Raw genomic sequence first — 21823 nt, 5'->3', positions numbered from 1 at the left:
CAACCGGTGAGTAAAGCGTACAAATGACCTTAAAGAAACAGCGAGTTGGTAAAGTTTTTAAAGTTTACGCAATAACATGCCGCCGTGCTTTAATCAGAACAATTTTTTTGATCGTGATTGCCTAAATATTAACTTTATCCCAACATGATCGCCGATCGCGCTGCAACGGCAGTGAAACAAACTCAGGAGCGAAAATGATTACACTGTGGGGACGTAATAATTCGACCAACGTGAAGAAAGTGCGCTGGGTGCTGGAGGAGCTGGATCTTCCGTATGAGCAGATCCTCGCCGGGCTGGAGTTTGGTCTCAATCATGACCCGGAATATCTGGCGATGAACCCCAACGGGCTGGTGCCGCTGTTAAAGGACGATGCCACCGGGGTGGTGTTGTGGGAATCAAATACGATTATTCGCTACCTTGCCGCCCAGTATGGCGTTGACCGTCTGTGGCTGGCCGCGCCGGCGCAGCGCGCGCAAGGCGAAAAGTGGATGGACTGGTCCAACGGCACCCTCTCTCCCGCCCATCGCCCGGTGTTAATGGGCCTGGTGAGGACGCCGCCGGAGCAACGCGACCCGGCGGCCATAGCCGCGGGGATCAGCGCCTGCGAAGCGCTATTCGCCATGCTGGATGACGAACTGGCCAAAATGCCGTGGCTCTCTGGCGAGCAGTTCGGCCTTGGCGATATTGCCGTCGCCCCCTTCGTCTACAACCTGTTGTCGATCCTCGACAGCTGGCAACCGCGGCCCCATCTGCAGCGCTGGTATCAGCAGATTAGCCAGCGTCCCGCCTGGCGCGAAGTGGTGCAGATCCCGGTCACCTGACGCTACTTCTCCGGACTCAGCCGCAATAGCTCGCCGTTAGACTCGTCGGTTAACACATACAGATAGCCGTCGGGTCCCACGCGAACGTCGCGGATGCGTTTCCCGCGCGCCTCCAGCAGGCGCCCCTCCTCGCGGACCTGGTTGCCGTCCACCGCCAGGACAATCAGCGACGTCTCCTTCAGCGCGCCGATAAACAGCTTATGTTGCCACTGGGGAAAGGTCTGCGCCGCGTAGAAGGCCATCCCGCTTACCCCGGGTGAGACCGGCCAGACATACAGGGGAGGCTCGGTTCCCGGAACCGTTTTGCCCCTGGCCTCCGGAATGGGCAGGCCGCTGTAGTTAATGCCGTGCGTCGCCAGCGGCCAGCCGTAGTTTTTTCCCGCCTGCGGGATATTAATTTCATCCCCGCCGCGCGGGCCGTGCTCGTTCAGCCACAGCGCCCCGCTCCACGGATTTATCGCCATCCCCTGTGGGTTGCGGATGCCGTAGGCCCAGATCTCCGGCCTCACGTCGGCCCGGCCAACAAAGGGATTATCCGGCGGCACACCCCCGTTCTCCGTCAGGCGGACCACTTTTCCCTGCAGCTTGTCGAGATCCTGAGCGGTGGGACGCTGATTGTTCTCCCCGAGGCCAACAAAGAGATGCCCTTTGCCGTCAAACACCAGCCGGCCGCCAAAATGATTGCCGACGGAGAGTTTCGGCTGCTGGCGAAACACCACGGTGAAATTCGTCAGTTGGGTGGCATCCTGGCTCAACTGCCCGTAGCCCACCGCGGTGCCCGCTTTGCCGCTGGCGTCGCTTTCCGCATAGCTTAGCCACACCCGCCGCGACTGCGCGAAATCCGGGGCCAGCGCCACGTCCAGTAAGCCCCCCTGGCCGTTGGCCCACACCTGCGGCACGCCGGCTATCGGCTCCGACAGGCCTTTACCCGGTTGCCAGCGCTTGAGCTCGCCGCCACGCAGGGTGATCAACATGCCCTGGTCGCCGGGGAGAAATGCCAGGCTCCACGGATGGGCCAGCCGGTTCTGCAATACCTCCACCCGCGCCGCGGCCTGGCTCAGGGCCGGCAGCGACAGGGCGCTCAATAGCAACAGCAGCGGGATCGGACGCATGGCATTCTCCTTTCGTCAGCTCTGCGCTAAAGGGTAGCCAGCGGGGAAATTTGCGCGGGGATTTTTACATAACCTTTAACAGGGGAAGCATCCACTTCCCCTGGGTTTCAGCCGATCAGGCATGAGGAATTGGCGACAATTTATTCAATTTATGAATATTTGAAGTCAATCCTGTCAGACAGCGTTCTAGCTTCTCTACGTTAACAGCGATGTACAGCGGACAATCATGATGCCCGCTCATCAGGCATACTGCAGCGGCGGCGACGGACTCGCCGGCCAAACGAAGGGCATCCTTTTCCTCCGGTGAAATGACATGCTGCAGGCGCGGCGCCTGGGCACGCATTTCACGGCAAAGCTCAAACAAGTTTTCACGCAGATGGTCATTTTCGCTGACTGACATGTAGCCTTTGGCCTTCCGCAGCTGCAGATAGGCGTCAATATCGATATTGGCGTTAATGAGCTTCTGCAAAAGGTGGCGGTATAGTCTGTCAACGGTCATCACGGTTCCTCCTCTGTCGTCCTTTACCCTATCCATAATACGGTTATTTTTTGTACAAAATGATGCGCCAGGTCAATTATTCCCAAGACTTTAACACCCTTTACAATTTGACAACCTTGCCGCTTTGTCAGGTCTACAACAAAAATAATGTCACACGATCACATTTAATTTCGCAAAGAAACAAAATCGCCATAATCGCCATTGCGTGGCCAAAATAGTGCTGCAATGATCACATTATATCGCAGACGCTATTGCACGATCGTAAGACAGAATGCCATAACAAATCATTAATGTAATACGTATAACATTTAATAAAAACAGCGACCGCGGCCGCGGTTCGCTGATAATCTCTCTGCCCGTTTGCAAGGAACTGAACCATGACGCCCGGTAAAAGAAACTACCTTCTGTTGAGTCTATTCGATTTCCTCTACCTGTTCGCCTGGTCGTCGACCATGGCTTTCTTTGTCATTTGGACCACCCAGCATCTTGGCATCAGCGCCACGAAGACCGGCCTGCTCTACTCGGTCAACGCCTTTATCGCCCTGCTGATGCAACCTTTCTTCGGCTTTATCTCCGACAAGTTCGGCCTGAAAAAACGGCTTATCTGGCTGCTGGTCGCCCTGCTCCTGCCGGTGGGCCCCTTCTTTATCTATGTTTACGCGCCGCTGCTGGTGCACAATTTCTGGTTCGGCGCGCTGCTGGGGGGGATCTATCTGGGGATCATCTTTAACTCCGGCTGCGGGGTGATCGACTCTTACATCGATAAGATTTCCCGTCGCTACCAGTTCGAATACGGTCGGGTGCGGATGTGGGGCTCGTTAGGCTGGGCAGCGGCGGCCTGGATTGTGGGTAAATATATCGACAGCAATCCTAATCTGGCCTTCTGGCTCGCCAGCCTCGCCATCGTCATCGCCGCCATCTGCTTTATGCTGACCAAAATTGAATTAACCGACGCTGATGTGGCGCGAAGCGAATCGCTGAAGGTCTCCCATGCCCTCGAGCTGGCGAAGAACGGTCAGTTCTGGATGCTGCTGCTCTTTACCCTGTTCGTCACGCAAATTTATGACACCTACGATCAGCAGTTTGCCCAGTACTTCTCGCAACAGTTCCCGACGCCGGAGGAAGGCAACCGCTGGTATGGGATCCTCGCCTCCATTCAGGTTTGCGGCGAAACGCTGTTCTTATGCCTGATGCCGTGGTTTGTTAACCGGACCGGCGCCAAGTGGGCGCTGATCATTGCCGGGCTGATCATGTCGGTACGTATTGTTGGTTCGGCGGTGCCTCTCGGACCGGTGTGGATTGGCGCAGTAAAAATGATGCATGCCCTGGAGAAACCGTTAATTCTGGTGTCGGTCTTTAAATTCATCGCCGCCAACTTCGACCACAAGCTCTCTTCGACAGTCTATTTACTGGTGCTGTTTGTCGCCTCGATCGCCACCGCCATTTACTCCCCGCTGGCTGGCTATCTGTACGATACCATTGGCTTCGCCGACACCTATCTGATCCTCGGCGGCATCGCCGGACTATTTACTTTGATCTCTGTCTTCACGCTGCAGGATAAGCGCGAGCCGAAAAAGCCCGGCGCCGCCCCCTCCGGAGCCGTCACCCCGGCGCAATAAGTTTCTGCCCGGCAGCAACGCCGGGCGTGAATCGCCGCCTGCGCGCACGGCTTGCCGGAAGCGTTTCCCGCCCCTCTGCTCCGGGGCGTGCGGGATCCGCTTTAGCGGCAGGGGCATGAAAGGCAGGGCTGGGTGCGCTTTTTCACCATTAACCGTGACGGAGCTATACTCTTTTTCGCAAAGATCTGTAGAATTCCTGCCCTGACCATTCCAATAATTGAACACTTTTTAAGCTATGAGCAATGTCACGCACCAGCCGAAAATCGGCTTCGTCTCCCTGGGCTGCCCGAAAAACCTCGTGGACTCAGAGCGTATCCTGACCGAACTGCGCACCGAAGGTTATGACGTCGTCCCTACCTACGACAACGCCGATATGGTGATCGTTAATACCTGCGGCTTTATCGACAGCGCTGTGCAGGAATCGCTGGAAGCGATCGGCGAAGCGTTGAAAGAGAACGGCAAGGTGATCGTCACCGGCTGTCTCGGCGCAAAAGAGGATCAGATCCGTGAAGTGCACCCGAAGGTGCTGGAGATCACCGGTCCGCACAGCTATGAGCAGGTGCTGGAGCACGTCCACCACTATACGCCAAAGCCGAAGCACAACCCGTTCCTGAGCCTGGTGCCGGAACAGGGCGTTAAGCTGACGCCGCGCCACTACGCCTACTTAAAAATTTCTGAAGGCTGCAACCATCGCTGCACCTTCTGCATTATTCCGTCCATGCGCGGCGACCTAGTGAGCCGTCCGATTGGCGAAGTGCTGGCGGAAGCCAAACGCCTCGCTGACGCTGGCGTGAAAGAGCTGCTGGTGATTTCGCAGGACACCTCCGCCTACGGCGTCGACGTCAAGCACCGCACCGGTTTCCACAACGGTATGCCGGTGAAGACCAGCATGGTCAGCCTGTGCGAAGAGCTGGCGAAGCTCGGCATCTGGGTGCGCCTGCACTATGTCTACCCGTACCCGCACGTTGACGATGTGATCCCGCTGATGGCAGAAGGCAAAATTCTGCCGTACCTCGATATTCCGCTGCAGCACGCCAGCCCGCGCATCCTGAAGCTGATGAAGCGTCCAGGTTCCGCTGACCGTCAGCTGGCGCGCATCAAGCAGTGGCGTGAAATCTGCCCGGATCTGACCCTGCGCTCCACCTTTATCGTGGGCTTCCCGGGGGAAACGGAAGAAGATTTCCAGATGCTGCTCGACTTCCTGAAAGAGGCGCGTCTCGACCGCGTCGGCTGCTTCAAGTACAGCCCGGTTGAAGGCGCCACCGCCAATGAGCTGGCGGATCAGGTGCCGGAAGAGGTGAAAGAGGAGCGCTGGAACCGCTTTATGCAGCTGCAGCAGCAGATCTCTGCCGAGCGTCTGCAGGAAAAAGTGGGTCGCGAAATCCTGGTGCTGGTGGATGAAGTTGATGAAGAAGGCGCCATTGGCCGCAGCATGGCCGACGCCCCGGAAATCGACGGCGCGGTCTACCTGAACGGCGAAACCCGCGTTAAGCCGGGCGACGTGGTGCGGGTGAAAGTCGAGCACGCCGACGAATACGACCTGTGGGGAACCCGGGTCTAGTCCAGCTTCCCGGATAGCGGCTTAGTGCATTCCCCAGCCTACGGAGTCCTCCCGTAGGCTCCCCCCCCAGGCCCCCGCAAGCGCAGCGCCGCCGGGCAAGCGTTGATGACCTTCCAGGCAACCCTGTTGCGCCGTTATTTTGCCGGGTGGCGCTACGCTTACCCGGCCTACGGGGTCCAGTCCCAATATGTGAATCGCCGCCGGACATGGGGCCGCTGAAACTGCCGGTGCTGGCGGCCTCAACATCGCTGAGACGTTCCCGGAAGGCCGGGGCAGCCCGCATGGATGCGGGCTGAGGGCCATGTTTTGCACGGACGCTGCCTCGGCCCGACCCGCAGCCTGCAGGGATAAGTCGAAGGCACCACGAAGTGGCGATGTTGCTGGCCGGAGCCCGGGGGTACAGGGGGCGGCGGCGACTGGCCGCCCCCTGTGCGCTCCCTGCGCCAAGCCAGACATAACGCAGAAAATTAACCGGGAGCGCAATGTGCGCTGACGCCACACGTGATAAACGCTTTTCCCGGGCAGAGAAAGTGGCAACCGATGCAGCTTATCCCCCCGTCGTGCGCCAGACCGTCACCCGACGTCCCCTACCCCTTTAACTTCGGATCCAGCGCATCGCGCAGGCCATCCCCCAGCAGATTAAACGCCAGCACGGTCACGAAAATCGCCACCGCCGGAAACAGCGCCACGTGCGGGGACATCACCATATCCGCCCGCGCCTCGTTGAGCATCGCGCCCCACTCTGGCGTGGGCGGCTGCGCGCCGAGACCGAGAAACGACAGACTGGCCGCCGAAATAATCGATACCCCAATGCGCATGGTGAAATAAACCACGATCGACGACACCGTCCCCGGCAGGATGTGGTGGAAGAGGATGGTGGCATCGCTGGCGCCAATGCTGCGCGCCGATTCAATAAAGGTCTGCTGCTTTAATACCAGAGTGTTGCCCCGCACCAGCCGGGCGAACGCCGGGATCGAGAAGATCGCCACGGCGATAATCACGTTGGCCATCCCGCTGCCCATGACGGCGACCACCGCGATCGCCAGCAGGATCCCCGGAAAGGCGAACAGCACGTCGCACAGACGCATAATCAGCCGGTCCCACCAGCCCTCATAGTAGCCGGCCAGCAGCCCAAGCACCGTGCCGATGGCCGCACCAATCAGCACCGCCAGCACCCCGGCGGCCAGCGAGATCTGCGCCCCCACCAGCACCCGGCTGAAAATATCGCGCCCCAAAGAGTCGACACCGAACCAGTGCACCAGCGAAGGCCCCTCGTTAAGCCGGTCGTAGTCGAAATAATTTTCCGCATCGTACGGCGCTATCCATGGGGCGACGATGGCCACCGCAATCAGCAACAGCACGAAAATACCGGCGCCCATGGCCACCGGCTGACGCCGAAAGCGCCGCCAGAACTCATGCCAGGGGGTATGGATTTCGCCGGGCCTGATGCCCGGCATGGCGTTCAGCGCCGCCTGCCTTCTCCAGTTAAGCAATCGCACCTTACTTATACCTGATAGCCGGGTTTATGGCCGCGTACAGCACATCCACCACTAAATTGATAAGAATAAACTCCAGCGAAAAGAGCAGCACTTCCGCCTGAATCACCGGGTAATCGCGCATTTCTACCGAATCGACCAGCAGTCGCCCCAGCCCGGGCCAGTTGAAGACCTTCTCCACGACGATCGAGCCGCCGAGCAGGAAACCGAACTGCAGCCCCATCATGGTGACCACCGGGATCATCGCATTGCGCAGACCATGCTTGAGCACCACCCGCGTTTCGCTCACCCCTTTCGCCCGGGCGGTACGCATATAGTCTTCATGCAGCACATCGACGAACGACGCGCGGGTAAAGCGCGCCATCACCGCCGCCACCGCCGCGCCGAGGGTCAGCGACGGCAAAATATAGTGCCGCCAGCTGTCGGCGCCCACCGTCGGCAGCCAGCCCAGCTCAACCGAAAACACCTGCATCAGCAGCATGCCGAGGGCAAAGGCCGGAAACGAAATACCGCTCACCGCCAGCGCCATTCCCAGACGGTCAGGCCAGCGATTGCGCCACACCGCCGCCGCGATCCCCGCCGCCATGCCAAACAGCACCGCCCAGCTCATGCTGGCCAGCGTCAGCCACAGGGTGGGCATAAAGCGGCTGGCTATCTCACTGGCAACGGGACGCCGCGAGGCCATGGACATGCCAAAATCGCCGCGCAGCACGTTGGTGATGTAGTGCCAGAACTGGACGTGCAGCGGCTGGTCAAGCCCCAGCTGCTGGCGCACCATCGCCACCACCTGGGCATCGGCCTCTGGTCCGGCAATCAGCCGCGCCGGGTCGCCGGGCAGCATATGGACGAAGAGAAACACCAGCACCGCGACGATTAGCAGGGTGGGGATCAGCCCCAGCAGGCGCTTAATCACATAGTTGAGCATCGTACCTCCACAACCCGCCCCGCGGAAAAACCGCCCTCCGCCCACTAGCGCCGGAGGGCATCATCTCGACCTTCACGGTGTTAAATCTGCCTGTTCGAAGCTGAAGCCGGTGTCCGGCTGGATATAAAAGCCGGTGAGGTTCTTGCTGTGGGCGGAGACCAGTTTCTCCACCACCAGCGGCACCCACGGCGACTCTTTCCAGATAATATCCTGCGCCGCTTTATAGAGTTTGGTTTTCTCTTGCGGATCGGTGGTTTTCAGCGCCTCGCTCAGCGCGCTATCCACCTGCGGATTGCTGTAAAAAGCGGTGTTAAACAGGGTCGGCGGCCAGTTTTGGGAAGCAAACAGCGGCGACAGCGCCCAGTCGGCTTCGCCAGTGGAGGCGGACCAGCCGGTATAGAACATCCGTACCCCGCTCTCTTTCTGCCCTTTACCTTCCACTTCCGCCGCCCGCTGACCGGCGTCCATCGCCGTCACTTGCGCCTTTATGCCCACCTGCGCCAACTGCTGCTGGGTAAACTGCAGCACTTTCTGCGCGGTGCTGTGGTTATGTGACGACCACAGCGTAGTGCTAAACCCGTTGGGGTAGCCGGCCTCTTTTAGCAGCTGGCGCGCTTTCGCCGGATCGTAAGGCCACGCGGGGTAGCTCTGAGCGTAGGCAATCGATGGCGGCACCACGCCGGTCGCCGGGGTGGCATAGCCGGCAAACGCCACCTTGACCAGCGCCTGGCGGTTGATGGCGTAGTTGATCGCTTCGCGCACCTTCGGATTATCGAACGGTTTCTGCGTCACGTTCATGCTGATGTAACGCTGCATGATCGACGGACTGGCCACCAGCTCCAGTTTGCTGTTTTTCGCCAGCAGCGGCGCCTGCTCATAGGGGATCGGGAAGGCAAACTGCGCCTCGCCGGTCTGCAGCATCGCCGCCCGGGTATTGTTATCGACCACCGGTCGCCAGGTAATGGAATCCAGCTTCGGCAGCCCCGGCTGCCAGTAGCCATCGAACTTGCTGACCTTCACGAAATCGGTCTGGTTCCAGGTATCGAGCTTATACGGCCCGGTGCCCACCGGGTGGAAGCCGATATCCTTGCCATATTTTTTCAGCGCCGTCGGCGAAATCATCGCTGTCGCCGGATGGGCGAGAATATTAATAAACGCCGAGAACGGCTGTTTAAGGGTGATTTTCACCGTGGTCGGATCAACCGCCTCGGTGCTGGCGATATTTTTATACAGGTTATAGCGCTTGAGATGGTTTTCCGGGTTGCTGGCGCGGTCGAGGTTAGCCTTGACCGCCTCGGCGTTAAAGTCGGTGCCATCCTGGAATTTCATCCCGCTGTGCAGCTTGATGGTGTACACCAGGCCATCCGGCGACACTGTGTAGCTCTCGGCAAGGACATTTTGCAGCTTCATCTCTTTATCAAGGCCGAACAGGCCTTGATAAAAGGACTTCGCCACCGCCTGCGACAGAGTATCGTTGGCATCATAGGGGTCGAGCGTCGTGAAGTTAGACCCGACCGCCACCACCACATCTTTGGCGGCAAAAGCGGGGGCGCTCGCCAGGGCCGCCGCGATACTCAGCGCCAGCCACCATTTGCGTGAAACAGGTTGTGTCATCGTGTTCTCCTGAAAAGGTGCGTTATGTGTTGTTATGTTCTGCCCAGCACGTCGGCGGCGTCGCGGGCGACGAAGTGGCCCGGCCCAACCTGCTGCAATGGCGGGCTGGCGATCTCCTCGCCCCGCTTATAGATATTGCCCGGGACGTCATCAGACAGCAGGACCCGCTGCGGATGACGGTAGGCCGGGTCGGCCACCGGTACGGCGGCCATGAGCTTACGGGTATAGGGGTGCTGCGGGTTTTCAAACACTGCGCGGCGCGGGCCGATTTCGACAATCCGGCCGCGATACATCACCGCCACGCGGTGGCTGATGCGCTCCACCACCGCCATATCATGGGAAATAAACAGAAACGCGATGCCCATCTCGCGCTGCAGGTCGAGCATCAGATTGATAATCTGCGCACGAATGGAGACATCCAGGGCCGACACCGACTCATCGGCAATCACCACCTTCGGATTCAGCGCCAGCGCGCGGGCAATGCAGATCCGCTGCCGCTGGCCGCCGGAAAAGGCGTGGGGGTAGCGCCAGGCATGCTCCGGCTGCAGCCCCACGCGCTTCAGCAGCCAGGCGACCCGCTCGCGCGCCGCCTCCCTGTCCAGCAGGCCATGCACCCGCAGCGGCTCCATAATCGAATCGCCGACCGTCTGGCGCGGATCGAGCGAGGCGTAAGGATCCTGAAAAATAAACTGAATATTGCGCCGCAGGGACTGCAGCTTGCTGCCGGAGAGGGTATCGATCCGCTGACCGTCGAAGGTAATGGTGCCACCCTGGGTCTCAACCAGCCTCAGCAGCGCCCGGCCGGTGGTCGACTTGCCGCAGCCGGACTCCCCCACCAGAGAGAGGGTCTCTCCCGGCCAGAGATCAAAACTCACCTTCTCCACCGCATGCACTTCGCGCGTCACGCGATTGAGCAGCCCGCCGCGCACCGGGAAACGGGCCACCAGATCGCGCACCTGCAGAATCGGCTCCCCCGCCACCACCGTGTCTGGCGTTTCTGTCTCCGCCAGCGGCTGCCCCGGCAGCGGAAAGCGGCGCGGCAGATCCCGACCGCGCATCTCCCCCAGCCGGGGGACCGCCGCCAGCAGCGACTGCGTATAAGGGTGCTGCGGTGAACGGAAAATCTCCTCGACGCTGCCGGTCTCCACCGCCTCGCCGCGATACATGACCAGCACCCGATCGGCGATATCGGCCACCACCCCCATGTCATGGGTGATAAAGATTACCCCCATCGCCATCTCCTTTTGCAGGACGGCGATAAGTTGCAAAATTTGCGCCTGGATGGTGACATCCAGCGCCGTGGTCGGCTCGTCGGCAATCAGCACCGCCGGCCGACAGGAGAGCGCCATGGCGATCATCACCCGCTGGCGCATGCCGCCGGAGAGCTGGTGCGGATAGCGTGAGAGCATCTCTTCCGCCTGGGGAATACGCACCTGGTCGAGCATCTTTTTTGCCGCGCGCAGCGCCTCTTCGCGCCCCAGCCCCTGGTGCAGACGCAGGGATTCGGCGATCTGCTCGCCGATGGTGAACACCGGGTTCAGCGAAGTCATCGGCTCCTGAAAAATCATCGCCAGGTCCGCGCCGCGTACCCGGCGCATTTCGGCCTCCGATTGCTCATTGAGCGCGATCACCTGCCGGTTGCGCCGTCGCAGCCACAGCCCCTCGCTGCTCACCTCGCTGCTGGCGGCGTCAAGCAGACGCATCAGCGCCAGAGCGGTGACCGATTTTCCCGAACCAGACTCCCCGACAATCGCCAGCGTCTCGCCGCGGCGCAGGCTGAAGGAAAGCTGACGCACGGCCTGCACCTCTGGCGCATCCTGCTGGCGAAACGCCACGTTCAGGTTGCGCACCACCAGTACTTCGCAGGTATCCGTTTCGTGAGTTTGCGGCACTCTCCCTCTCCCTTGTTCTATTCGCGATAAATGCCAATGGTCGGCGTATCGCCGGCATAGCACCAGGCGCGGTACATGCCTTCGCTGTTAAACGGTAAAACGACGTTGCCTTCGCGATCGACGGCAATCAGTCCGCCGCTGCCGCCGAGGGCCGGCAGCTTCTCCATCACCACCCGCTCGCAGGCAGAATAGAGACTGAGCTGACCGTACTCCATCAGGGCGGCGATATCGTAGGCCGCCAGAGTACGCATAAAGACTTCGCCGGTGCCGGTGCAGGAGACCGCCACGCTGGCGTTGTTGGCGTAGCACCCCGCGCCCGGCAGCGGGCTGTCGCCAACGCGTCCGGGCAGTTTGTTGGTCATGCCGCCGGTGGAGGTCGCCGCCGCCAGATTGCCGGCCAGATCGAGCGCCACCGCCCCGACGGTGCCCATTTTCTGGCGTTCGTCGAGCGGAGCGGCATGGTGGTCAAGGATGATCTCCCCACCCGCTTTCGCCTCCTGCAGCTGCAGCAGGCGCTCGGGGGTGGAAAAGAGATCGTTATCGACGCGCGCCATTCCGTGGGAGAAGGCGAAATTTTCCGCCCCCTCACCGATCAGCAGCACGTGCGGGCTCTTCTCCAGCACCAGACGCGCCGCCAGCACCGGATTACGTAAATGTTTGACCCCGGCCACCGCCCCCGCCTGCAGGCTGTAGCCGTCCATCACGCAGGAGTCCAGTTCGTGGGTTTGATCGCGGGTAAATACCGAGCCGATCCCGGCGTTAAACAGCGGACACTCCTCCAGCAGACGGACGGCCTCGGTCACGGCATCCAGCGCACTGGCGCCCGCAGCCAACATTTTCTGTCCGCTTTCGACGATAGCCGACAGCGCCGCCACGTACTCCCGCTCCCGCTCCGGCGTCATCTGCGCGCGAGAAATCGCCCCTGCGCCGCCGTGAATTGCTATAACCGCCTTGCCCATTTCGCCAGTCCTTAACGATGAAGTGGATAGCCCCCGCCCTGTCGTAGCGCGTCGCGGCGCCGGTCACGTCAGGAATAAGGGTATTGATATCATTATATTGCTGAATGTCTTATACAATTTTTGAATATAGAAAGAGCGGCGGGCGATGTAAAGCCTCGTACCCAGGTGGCATACAGCCCGCGCCGCTTTTCTGCCATAATAGGCGTTTTCGCCGTTTTGCCCGCAGGAGTGACCCATGGATTTTACCGCCGGACTGATGCCGCTCGACACAGCCCTCACCCAGATGCTCGATCGTATTACGCCGCTGAGCGCCACGGAAACTGTACCGCTGTTGCAGGCCTTCGCGCGCGTTACCGCCCATGACATTATCTCCCCGCTGGATGTCCCCGGCTTTGATAACGCGGCGATGGATGGCTATGCCGTCCGGTTGAGCGACCTTCGCGACGGCGCGGCCCTGCCGGTCGCCGGGAAGGCCTTCGCCGGCCAGCCGTTTCACGACGCCTGGCCCACCGGCACCTGTATCCGCATTATGACCGGCGCGCCGGTGCCTGCAGGCTGCGACGCGGTAGTCATGCAGGAAGAGACTGAACAGACCGACGCCGGCGTGCGCTTTACCGCGCCGGTGAAAGCCGGGCAGCATATTCGCCGCCGCGGAGAAGATATCGCCCATGGCGCGGTGGTCTTCCCGGCGGGAACGCCGCTGACGGTAGCCGAGCTGCCGGTGCTGGCCTCGCTGGGCATTGCCGACGTCGAGGTGGTGCGCAAGGTTCGCGTCGCGGTCTTCTCGACCGGCGATGAGCTGCAGCTGCCGGGTCAACCGCTCGGCGACGGCCAGATTTACGATACCAACCGCCTGGCGGTGCATCTGATGCTCGAACAGCTGGGCTGCGAGGTCATTAACCTCGGCATTATTCCTGACGATCCGGCGCAACTGCGTGAGGCCTTTATCGCCGCCGACCAGCAGGCCGACGTGGTCATCAGCTCCGGGGGCGTCTCGGTGGGCGAAGCCGACTACACCAAAACCATTCTTGAAGAGCTGGGGGAGATCGGCTTCTGGAAGCTGGCGATCAAGCCGGGCAAACCCTTCGCCTTCGGCAAGCTCAGCAGCAGCTGGTTCTGCGGCCTGCCGGGCAACCCGGTTTCCGCCACCGTCACCTTCTGTCAGCTGGTGCAGCCGCTGCTGGCGAAGCTCTCGGGCAAGTACGGCCCGCTTCAGGCAACTCGCCTGCGGGTACGCGCCGCCACACGACTGAAAAAGTCGCCGGGCCGCCTCGATTTTCAACGCGGTATTCTGCAGCGCAACCCGGACGGCGAGCTGGTGGTGACCACCACCGGCCATCAGGGCTCGCACATATTTAGTTCCTTCAGCCTCGGCAACTGCTTTATCGTGCTGGAGCGCGAGCGCGGCCACGTTGAAGCGGGCGAATGGGTCGAGGTCGAACCGTTCAGCCATCTGTTTGGGGGGCTGTAATGGCCGTGGAGCTGAGCGATGAAGAGATGCTGCGCTATAACCGGCAGATTGTTTTGCGCGGTTTTGATTTTGACGGCCAGGAGCGGCTAAAGGCCGCTCGGGTGCTGGTGGTCGGCCTCGGCGGGCTTGGCTGCGCCGCCGCGCAGTATCTGGCCGCCGCCGGGGTGGGGCAGCTCACCCTGCTCGATTTCGACACCGTCTCGCTCTCCAATCTGCAGCGCCAGACGCTGCACAGCGATGCCACCCTCGGCCAGCCTAAGGTGGATTCCGCCCGCGAGGCGCTGGCGCGCATTAATCCGCACGTTCATCTGGTGCCGCTCAATGCCTTACTGGATGAACCGGCGCTGGCGGCGCAGATCGCCGGGCACGATCTGGTGCTCGACTGCACCGACAACGTCGACATCCGTAACCAGCTCAACGCCGGCTGCTTCCGCCACCAAACCCCGCTGGTTTCCGGGGCGGCGATCCGCATGGAGGGGCAGATCAGCGTCTTCACCTATCAGCAGGGCGAACCCTGCTACCGCTGCCTGAGCCGCCTGTTTGGCGAAAATGCCCTCACCTGCGTCGAAGCCGGCGTGATGGCCCCGCTGGTGGGCACTATCGGTTCCCTGCAGGCGATGGAGGCCATTAAGCTGCTGACCGGCTACGGCACCCCTGCCAGCGGAAAAATCGTGATGTACGACGCCATGACCTGCCAGTTTCGTGAAATGAAGCTGATGCGCCACCCGCAGTGCGAGGTATGCGGCTCGCACTAACCCCCCTACCGGCGACGAGAGTCGCCGGTGGTTTTGTGACCGCTCTCGTTATTTTCTCCCCTCTGACTTATCCCCATCCCGCTTGTTGATTTGCGTCAATATAACTTTCATTCGAAAGTGTTTTTATATTCATACGCAAACAAGAAGGTAAGCCATGATCTTCAATATCCAGCGCTATTCCACCCATGACGGCCCAGGGATCCGCACCGTCGTCTTCCTGAAAGGCTGCTCGCTGGGCTGCCGCTGGTGCCAGAATCCGGAGAGCCGCGCCCGCAGCGAAGACCTGCTGTATGACCCGCGCCTGTGCCTTGCCGGCTGCGAGCTGTGCCAGCAGGCGGCGCCGGCGGTTATCACCCGCACCCTCGATGGCCTGATCATTCACCGGCAACACGTTAACGACAGCCATATCGCCGCGCTGCGCGACTGCTGCCCCACCACCGCGCTCACGGTGTGCGGCGAAGAGAAGAGCGTCGAGGAGATCATGGCGACGGTGCTGCGCGATAAACCCTTTTACGATCGCAGTGGCGGCGGCATCACCCTTTCCGGCGGCGAACCCTTTATGAATCCGGGCCTGGCGCGGGCGCTGTTCGAGGCCAGCCATCAGGCAGGGATCCATACTGCTGTGGAAACCTGCCTGCACGTCCCCTGGAAATACATTGAACCGGCTTTACCCTTCGTCGACCTGTTTCTCGCCGACCTGAAGCATGTCGACGAGGCCGTTTTCCGGCAGTGGACCGACGGCAGCGCCCGCCGGGTGCTGGACAACCTGCAGCGTCTGGCGCAGGCGGGGAAAAACATGATCATTCGCGTGCCGTTAATCCAGGGATTCAACGCCAGCGAAGCCGACATCACCGCCATCACTGATTTTGCCGCCGACCGCCTACGGGTCAGCGAAATCCATTTCCTGCCCTACCACACGCTGGGAATGAATAAATACCAGTTACTCAGTCAGCCCTACACCGCACCGGATAAACCGCTGGATGCTCCCGAGCTGCTCGCCTTTGCGCAGGATTATGCGCGGAGCAAGGGGCTAACGGCGATCTTACGAGGATAACCCTATGACTACCCTGAAACTCAACACCCTCAGCGCCCGCATCCAGGCCCATAAAATGGCGCTGGTGCATATTGTCAAGCCACCGGTCTGTACCGAACGCGCCCGCCACTACACCGAGATGTATCAGCAGCATCTTGATAAGCCAATCCCGGTGCGTCGTGCCCTGGCGCTGGCGCATCACCTTGCCGAGCGCACCATCTGGATCAAGCACGATGAGCTGATCGTCGGCAACCAGGCCAGCGAAGTGCGCGCCGCGCCGATCTTCCCGGAATACACCGTCAGCTGGATCGAGAAAGAGATCGACGATCTCGCCGACCGCCCCGGCGCCGGCTTCGCGGTCAGCGAAGAGAACAAGCGCGTGCTGCATGAAGTGTGCCCGTGGTGGCGCGGCCAGACCGTACAGGACCGCTGCTACGGCATGTTTACCGATGAGCAGAAAGCGCTGCTCGCCACCGGCATTATTAAGGCAGAGGGCAATATGACCTCCGGCGACGCCCACCTGGCGGTCAACTACCCGCTGCTGCTGGAGAAAGGCCTGGACGGCCTGCGTGCAAAAGTCGCCGAACGCCGGTCGCGCATCAATCTGACGGTGCTGGAAGACCTGCACGGCGAACAGTTCCTGAAAGCGATTGATATAGTGCTGGCGGCGGTCAGCGACCACAGCAAACGCTTCGCCGCGCTGGCGCGCGAGATGGCGACGGCAGAATCCCGTGACGCACGCCGCGAGGAGCTGCTGACGATTGCCGAAAACTGCGACATCATTGCCCATGAGCCGCCGAAGACCTTCTGGCAGGCGCTGCAGCTGTGCTACTTCATTCAGCTGATCCTGCAGATTGAATCCAATGGCCACTCGGTCTCGTTTGGCCGCATGGACCAGTACCTCTATCCGTACTACCGCCGCGACGTTGAGCTGCAGCAATCGTTGGATCGCGAACAGGCCATTGAGCTGCTGCACAGCTGCTGGCTGAAGCTGCTGGAGGTTAACAAGATCCGTTCCGGCTCGCACTCCAAGGCCTCGGCCGGCAGCCCGCTGTATCAGAACGTCACCATCGGCGGCCAGAACCTGGTGGATGGCCAGCCGCAGGACGCGGTCAACCCGCTGTCGTATGCCATCCTGGAATCCTGCGGTCGTCTGCGTTCGACCCAGCCGAACCTCAGCGTGCGCTACCACGCCGGAATGAGCAACGATTTCCTCGACGCCTGCGTCCAGGTGATCCGCTGCGGCTTCGGTATGCCAGCGTTTAATAACGACGAAATCGTGATCCCGGAATTTATCAAGCTGGGTATTGAGCCGCAGGACGCCTACGATTATGCGGCCATCGGCTGTATCGAAACCGCGGTCGGCGGCAAATGGGGCTATCGCTGCACCGGCATGAGCTTTATCAACTTCGCGCGGGTGATGCTGGCGACGCTGGAAGGCGGCCGCGATGCCACCAGCGGCCAGGTGTTTCTGCCGCAGGATCACGCCCTGTCGAAAGGCAACTTCGCTAACTTCGACGAGGTACTGGCCGACTGGGACCGCCAGATCCGCTACTACACCCGTAAGTCGATTGAGATTGAGTACGTGGTCGATACCATGCTGGAAGAGAACGTCCACGATATTCTCTGTTCGGCGCTGGTGGACGACTGCATCGAACGGGCGAAGAGTATCAAGCAAGGCGGCGCGAAATATGACTGGGTGTCCGGTCTGCAGGTGGGCATCGCCAACCTCGGCAACAGCCTGGCGGCGGTGAAAAAGCTGGTCTTCGATCAGGGCGTTATCGGCCAGCAGGAACTGGCGAAGGCGCTGGCGGAAGATTTCGACGGCCTGACCCACGAGCAGCTGCGCCAGCGGTTGATCAACGGCGCGCCGAAGTACGGTAACGATGATGACAGCGTGGACACGTTGCTGGCGCGGGCCTACCAGACCTATATCGACGAGCTGAAGCAGTATCACAACCCGCGCTATGGCCGCGGCCCGATCGGCGGCAACTATTACGCCGGCACGTCGTCTATCTCCGCCAACGTGCCGTTCGGCGCGCAGACCATGGCGACGCCGGATGGCCGTAAAGCGCACACCCCGCTGGCGGAAGGGGCCAGCCCGGCCTCCGGAACCGACCATCTGGGGCCGACGGCGGTCATCAGTTCGGTGGGTAAACTGCCCACCGGGGCGATCCTCGGCGGCGTGCTGCTTAATCAGAAGCTGAATCCGTCCACCCTGGAGAACGAGTCCGATAAGCAGAAGCTGATGGTGCTGCTGCGCACCTTCTTCGAGGTGCATAAAGGCTGGCATATCCAGTACAACATTGTCTCGCGCGACACGCTGCTGGAGGCGAAGAAACACCCCGACCAGTACCGCGATTTGGTGGTGCGCGTCGCCGGGTACTCGGCGTTCTTTACCGCCCTGTCGCCGGATACCCAGGACGATATCATCGCCCGTACCGAGCATACGCTGTAACCCCTCAGGCCCGCTGGCGCGACGCTTAGCGGGCCTTCCCTGTCCTGCAGGCCGGGAAAGGCAACGCCGCCTCCCGGCATTTTCTGAATGCATGAACTTTCATTCGAAATAAATTTGTGCTCCCCATCACATTGTAATTAGAATGTTACTGGTCGAAGTTAAGCCAGGAGCACCCCCTTATGACCGTTAAAGTTATCGTCACCGATATGGACGGAACTTTTCTCAATGACGCCAAAACCTACGATCGCGCACGGTTTCTGGCGCAATTCGCCCAGCTGCAGCAGCGCGGCATTGAATTCGTTGTCGCCAGCGGCAACCAGTACTATCAGCTGATCTCCTTCTTCCCGGAGATCCGCGAGCAGATCTCGTTCGTCGCCGAAAACGGCGCGCTGGTCTTTGCGCATGGTAAGCAGCTGTTCCACGGCGAACTGACCCGCCACGAATCGCAGGTGGTGATTGGCGAATTACTCAAAGATCCGCAGCTGAACTTCGTCGCCTGCGGCCTGCAGAGCGCTTACGTCAGCGATAACGCCCCGGATGCCTTCGTCGACCTGATGTCAAAGCACTACCACCGTCTGCAGCGGGTAAGCGACTATCACGCCATCGACGATACGCTGTTCAAATTCTCTCTGAACCTGCCGGACAGTGAGATCCCGCAGCTGATCGATAAACTGCACGTGTCGCTCGAGGGCATTATGAAGCCGGTCACCAGCGGCTTTGGCTTTGTCGATTTGATTATTCCCGGCCTGCATAAAGCCAACGGCATCAGCCGCCTGCTCAAGCGCTGGAACCTGTCGCCGCAGCAGTGCGTGGCCATCGGCGACAGCGGCAACGACGCCGAAATGCTGAAGCTGGTGAAATACGCTTTCGCCATGGGTAACGCCGCCGACAGCATTAAGGCTATCGCCGGATACGCGACCGACGATAATAACCATGACGGCGCGCTGAACGTCATTCAGGCCGTCCTCGATAACAGCGCTCCCTTCAACGATTGACCTCTCTCCGGGGCTGCGCGCCCCGGCTTGTCCATTTTGTGCGCCGCAGCAAGATTTTAAACTTGCATTAACTCCATTTTAACTTAAATTAACGTTTGTAAGATTTAATACTTTCGAATGAAAGATACAGCGAGGTTATTATGGCTGCTCTCCCGACCCACGAAACACTCCCCGCCGACCACAAAGCGGCGATTCGCCAGATGAAGCAGGCGCTGCGGGCGCAAATCGGCGACGTCCAGGCGGTGTTCGATAAGCTCTCAGCGCGCATCAGCGAGCGCCTGCAGGAAATTGAGACGCTGAAAGCCGCAGGCCAGGAGGTCTGGCCAACCATTCCGTTCCGCGATATCGCCGAGGGAACCGTGAGCGATGCCCAGCGCGCGGCCATTAAGCGTCGGGGCTGCGCGGTGATCAAAGGCCACTTTCCGCGCGAACAGGCGCTGGCCTGGGATACCGCGATGCTGGAATATCTGGATCTGAACCATTTCGACGAGGTCTACAAAGGGCCAGGCGACAGCTTCTTCGGTACGCTGGAGGCTTCGCGGCCGGAAATCTATCCCATCTACTGGTCGCCCTCGCAAATGCAGGCCCGCCAGAGCGATGAAATGGCGGCGGCGCAGTCCTTCCTCAACCGCCTGTGGCGCTTTGAGCAGGACGGCAAGCGCTGGTTCGATCCGGACGTCAGCGTCATTTACCCTGACCGCATTCGCCGCCGTCCGCCGGGAACCACCTCGAAGGGGCTGGGCGCGCATACCGATTCCGGTGCGCTGGAGCGCTGGCTGCTCCCCGCCTACCAGCAGGTCTTCGCCAACGTGTTTAACGGTCATGTCGACGCTTACGATCCGTGGGACGCCGCGCACCGTACGGAAGTGGAAGAGTACACCGTCGACAACACCACCAAATGCTCAGTGTTCCGCACTTTCCAGGGCTGGACCGCGCTGTCGGACATGATCCCGGGTCAGGGGCTACTGCACGTGGTGCCGATCCCCGAGGCGATGGCTTATGTTCTACTGCGCCCACTGCTTGACGATGTGCCGGAAGATGAGCTGTGCGGCGTCGCGCCGGGCAGAGTACTGCCGATCTCTGAGCAGTGGCACCCGCTGCTGATCAAAGCCCTCAGTTCGATTCCGGCGCTGAACGCTGGCGATTCCGTCTGGTGGCACTGCGACGTCATTCACTCGGTGGCGCCGGTGGAAAATCAGCAGGGCTGGGGCAATGTGATGTACATTCCGGCAGCGCCGATGTGCGAAAAGAACCTCGCCTACGCGCAGAAAGTGAAAATTGCTCTGGAAAAAGGGGCCTCGCCGGGGGATTTCCCGCGCGAGGACTATGAGGCCAGCTGGCAGGGGCGCTTCACTCTGGAAGATCTGAACATCCACGGCAAGCGGGCGCTGGGTATCCCGGTTTAATCGTCATACAGCCCCTGCGGCTCCACGGCGGTATGGCCTTTGCCCGGCCGGATCCGCCGTACCGAATCGCGCACCACCAGCGTGCCGTGCAGCAGCAGCGAACCGTGCGGCGCCTCCGGGCGCAGCAGGCGCTGCTGCAGGAGATGCACCGCCTCGCTGCCCAGTTCATCCCGCGGCACATGCACCGCGGTCAGCGGCACCTCCTGGATCGCCGCCAGATTAAACCCGTCGATGCTCATCACCGAGACATCCTGCGGCACCCGCAGGCCGCGCTTTTGCAATGCGCTGACCGTGCCGGCGGCCATGAAATCGCCGCCCACCAGGAAGGCGGTGGACAACGGCCTGCCCTGTAAGCCATCAAGCCAGGCCCCCACCTGCTCTTCGGTCTCTCTGGCGCTAAAGTTGGCGACGCTGATGAGATCCCGGCTGGCGGTAAAGCGCAAATTGCGCGCGCGCCACGCCTCCTCGATCCCCCCCAGCCGCAGCTCCATGGTATAGCGGCGCAAACACATGACGTTCATCACCACCCGATGCCCCATATCAAACAGATAGCGGGCGGCGCACTGGCCAATCAAACGATGATCGGGGGCAATGGACGGCAACCGCATCCCTTCATCCCGACAGTTTATCAAGACGCAGGGTTTACCCAGATCCGCCGCCAGGCCATGAATATGCGGATCGTCGATCCCCAGCAGCACCGCGGCCTGGGTTTCCGCTTCGTTCATGCGGGCAAGAAACAGATTGGCGTCGCTGTCGTTTTCGTCCAGCGCGCAGTAGCGCAGGCGCACTTCATGCGCCGCCAGCGCGTTATTGATGCTCTGGATCACCCGGTAGTAGAAGATATCCGACCGCTCATCGAAGGCGCGCTGCGGGGCAAACACCAGCAGATTATTGAGCAGCAGACGCCCGGCGGCCAGCCCCTGCATGACCCCCAGCTCGCGGGCGCACTCCAGCACCGCCCGGCGCGCCTTGTCGCTGGTATTCGCCTTTCCGGCCAGGACGCGCGAAACGGTACTGGCCGACAGCCCAGTGCGGGCAGCGATTTCGGCGACGCGCAGCTTTTTATCCATTTTGTGATCCAGCTCCGATTGGAAAATGAAAGAATTTTCATAATCGCCAAAGCGCTCCCTGTAAGCAAATGACAGCGCAAAATTTGAGATCCCGGTCATTTCATGAAAAAACTTGCATAAATAGCACTTTGCCCGCC

General features: G+C 60.6%; 17 protein-coding genes. 9 read left to right on the top strand and 8 right to left on the bottom strand.

The genetic code is table 11. The features are described from left to right. Positions 1 to 194: 194 nt before the first annotated feature. On the top strand, positions 195 to 821 hold the full coding sequence (locus ABLV64_RS23645) for a glutathione S-transferase family protein (protein WP_017900142.1): 627 nt from the start codon (positions 195 to 197) through the stop codon (positions 819 to 821). 2 nt (positions 822 to 823) lie between these two features. Here the strand turns inward: ABLV64_RS23645 and ABLV64_RS23640 are convergent, their stop codons facing one another. Then, positions 824 to 1933, bottom strand: a complete 1110-nt coding sequence (locus ABLV64_RS23640; RefSeq protein WP_217325023.1) for a PQQ-dependent sugar dehydrogenase — start codon at positions 1931 to 1933, stop codon at positions 824 to 826. A gap of 115 nt (positions 1934 to 2048) precedes the next feature. Beyond that, positions 2049 to 2432, bottom strand: coding sequence for a biofilm formation regulator BssR (gene bssR / locus ABLV64_RS23635; RefSeq protein WP_004201285.1), 384 nt, complete (start codon positions 2430 to 2432; stop codon positions 2049 to 2051). A gap of 377 nt (positions 2433 to 2809) precedes the next feature. On the opposite strand from bssR, the gene ABLV64_RS23630 reads away from it, so the two are divergent. Next, positions 2810 to 4051 (top strand): oligosaccharide MFS transporter, encoded by a 1242-nt coding sequence (locus ABLV64_RS23630; RefSeq protein WP_049116963.1) that lies wholly within the window; start codon positions 2810 to 2812, stop codon positions 4049 to 4051. 235 nt (positions 4052 to 4286) lie between these two features. After that, positions 4287 to 5612, top strand: a complete 1326-nt coding sequence (gene rimO, locus ABLV64_RS23625; RefSeq protein WP_004141985.1) for a 30S ribosomal protein S12 methylthiotransferase RimO — start codon at positions 4287 to 4289, stop codon at positions 5610 to 5612. 587 nt (positions 5613 to 6199) lie between these two features. Here the strand turns inward: rimO and gsiD are convergent. The 5 genes from gsiD to iaaA form a co-directional block, all read right to left on the bottom strand. Beyond that, the gene (gene gsiD, locus ABLV64_RS23620) at positions 6200 to 7111 is read right to left on the bottom strand and encodes a glutathione ABC transporter permease GsiD (RefSeq protein WP_004886276.1); all 912 of its coding nucleotides are present in this window, start codon (positions 7109 to 7111) and stop codon (positions 6200 to 6202) included. Between the two features lies 1 nt (position 7112). Further along, positions 7113 to 8033 carry a glutathione ABC transporter permease GsiC gene (gene gsiC / locus ABLV64_RS23615; RefSeq protein ID WP_004886274.1) on the bottom strand — a complete coding sequence of 307 codons (921 nt, stop codon included), beginning with the start codon at positions 8031 to 8033 and terminating at the stop codon, positions 7113 to 7115. Between the two features lie 72 nt (positions 8034 to 8105). Further along, positions 8106 to 9647, bottom strand: coding sequence for a glutathione ABC transporter substrate-binding protein GsiB (gsiB, locus tag ABLV64_RS23610; protein ID WP_217325024.1), 1542 nt, complete (start codon positions 9645 to 9647; stop codon positions 8106 to 8108). Between the two features lie 32 nt (positions 9648 to 9679). Further along, positions 9680 to 11539 carry a glutathione ABC transporter ATP-binding protein GsiA gene (gsiA, locus tag ABLV64_RS23605; RefSeq protein WP_017900145.1) on the bottom strand — a complete coding sequence of 620 codons (1860 nt, stop codon included), beginning with the start codon at positions 11537 to 11539 and terminating at the stop codon, positions 9680 to 9682. 17 nt (positions 11540 to 11556) lie between these two features. Next, the gene (gene iaaA, locus ABLV64_RS23600; protein WP_348843089.1) at positions 11557 to 12498 is read right to left on the bottom strand and encodes a beta-aspartyl-peptidase; all 942 of its coding nucleotides are present in this window, start codon (positions 12496 to 12498) and stop codon (positions 11557 to 11559) included. Positions 12499 to 12733: 235 nt separating this feature from the next. Between iaaA and moeA the strand changes: the two genes are divergently transcribed. The 6 genes from moeA to ABLV64_RS23570 all read left to right on the top strand — a co-directional run bounded on the left by moeA (position 12734) and on the right by ABLV64_RS23570 (position 20616). Beyond that, positions 12734 to 13969 (top strand): molybdopterin molybdotransferase MoeA, encoded by a 1236-nt coding sequence (moeA, locus tag ABLV64_RS23595; RefSeq protein WP_017900147.1) that lies wholly within the window; start codon positions 12734 to 12736, stop codon positions 13967 to 13969. Beyond that, positions 13969 to 14724, top strand: a complete 756-nt coding sequence (gene moeB / locus ABLV64_RS23590; protein WP_064178099.1) for a molybdopterin-synthase adenylyltransferase MoeB — start codon at positions 13969 to 13971, stop codon at positions 14722 to 14724. The genes moeA and moeB overlap by 1 nt, the downstream gene beginning before the upstream one ends. Before the next feature lie 154 nt (positions 14725 to 14878). Continuing rightward, positions 14879 to 15778 (top strand): glycyl-radical enzyme activating protein, encoded by a 900-nt coding sequence (locus tag ABLV64_RS23585; RefSeq protein WP_004886257.1) that lies wholly within the window; start codon positions 14879 to 14881, stop codon positions 15776 to 15778. 4 nt (positions 15779 to 15782) lie between these two features. Then, positions 15783 to 18215: a formate C-acetyltransferase/glycerol dehydratase family glycyl radical enzyme gene (locus ABLV64_RS23580; RefSeq protein ID WP_218804611.1), complete on the top strand. Its 2433-nt coding sequence runs from the start codon at positions 15783 to 15785 to the stop codon at positions 18213 to 18215. 179 nt (positions 18216 to 18394) lie between these two features. Further along, positions 18395 to 19210: a Cof-type HAD-IIB family hydrolase gene (locus tag ABLV64_RS23575; RefSeq protein ID WP_049092576.1), complete on the top strand. Its 816-nt coding sequence runs from the start codon at positions 18395 to 18397 to the stop codon at positions 19208 to 19210. Between the two features lie 140 nt (positions 19211 to 19350). Further along, positions 19351 to 20616: a DUF1479 domain-containing protein gene (locus tag ABLV64_RS23570; protein WP_017900150.1), complete on the top strand. Its 1266-nt coding sequence runs from the start codon at positions 19351 to 19353 to the stop codon at positions 20614 to 20616. Here the strand turns inward: ABLV64_RS23570 and ABLV64_RS23565 are convergent. Next, the gene (locus ABLV64_RS23565; protein WP_348843090.1) at positions 20613 to 21686 is read right to left on the bottom strand and encodes a LacI family DNA-binding transcriptional regulator; all 1074 of its coding nucleotides are present in this window, start codon (positions 21684 to 21686) and stop codon (positions 20613 to 20615) included. The two genes, ABLV64_RS23570 and ABLV64_RS23565, sit on opposite strands and share 4 nt — an antisense overlap. Positions 21687 to 21823 lie beyond the last annotated feature (137 nt).

It is taken from the genome of Klebsiella sp. JB_Kp031 (genome assembly GCF_040064295.1).
Classification (GTDB): Bacteria; Pseudomonadota; Gammaproteobacteria; order Enterobacterales; family Enterobacteriaceae; genus Klebsiella; species Klebsiella quasipneumoniae.
The sequence above is the reverse complement of the archived record's forward strand: the minus strand, read 5'-3'. Positions and strand labels throughout refer to the sequence as shown.

Coding starts and splice junctions, on each gene's coding strand:
- ABLV64_RS23645 (WP_017900142.1), top strand. CDS start 195: ATGATTACACTGTGGGGACGTAATAATTCGACCAACGTGAAGAAAGTG.
- ABLV64_RS23585 (WP_004886257.1), top strand. CDS start 14,879: ATGATCTTCAATATCCAGCGCTATTCCACCCATGACGGCCCAGGGATC.
- ABLV64_RS23580 (WP_218804611.1), top strand. CDS start 15,783: ATGACTACCCTGAAACTCAACACCCTCAGCGCCCGCATCCAGGCCCAT.
- ABLV64_RS23565 (WP_348843090.1), bottom strand. CDS start 21,686: ATGGATAAAAAGCTGCGCGTCGCCGAAATCGCTGCCCGCACTGGGCTG.
- ABLV64_RS23640 (WP_217325023.1), bottom strand. CDS start 1,933: ATGCGTCCGATCCCGCTGCTGTTGCTATTGAGCGCCCTGTCGCTGCCG.
- ABLV64_RS23570 (WP_017900150.1), top strand. CDS start 19,351: ATGGCTGCTCTCCCGACCCACGAAACACTCCCCGCCGACCACAAAGCG.
- moeA (WP_017900147.1), top strand. CDS start 12,734: ATGGATTTTACCGCCGGACTGATGCCGCTCGACACAGCCCTCACCCAG.
- ABLV64_RS23575 (WP_049092576.1), top strand. CDS start 18,395: ATGACCGTTAAAGTTATCGTCACCGATATGGACGGAACTTTTCTCAAT.
- gsiC (WP_004886274.1), bottom strand. CDS start 8,033: ATGCTCAACTATGTGATTAAGCGCCTGCTGGGGCTGATCCCCACCCTG.
- iaaA (WP_348843089.1), bottom strand. CDS start 12,498: ATGGGCAAGGCGGTTATAGCAATTCACGGCGGCGCAGGGGCGATTTCT.
- gsiB (WP_217325024.1), bottom strand. CDS start 9,647: ATGACACAACCTGTTTCACGCAAATGGTGGCTGGCGCTGAGTATCGCG.
- moeB (WP_064178099.1), top strand. CDS start 13,969: ATGGCCGTGGAGCTGAGCGATGAAGAGATGCTGCGCTATAACCGGCAG.
- rimO (WP_004141985.1), top strand. CDS start 4,287: ATGAGCAATGTCACGCACCAGCCGAAAATCGGCTTCGTCTCCCTGGGC.
- ABLV64_RS23630 (WP_049116963.1), top strand. CDS start 2,810: ATGACGCCCGGTAAAAGAAACTACCTTCTGTTGAGTCTATTCGATTTC.
- bssR (WP_004201285.1), bottom strand. CDS start 2,432: ATGACCGTTGACAGACTATACCGCCACCTTTTGCAGAAGCTCATTAAC.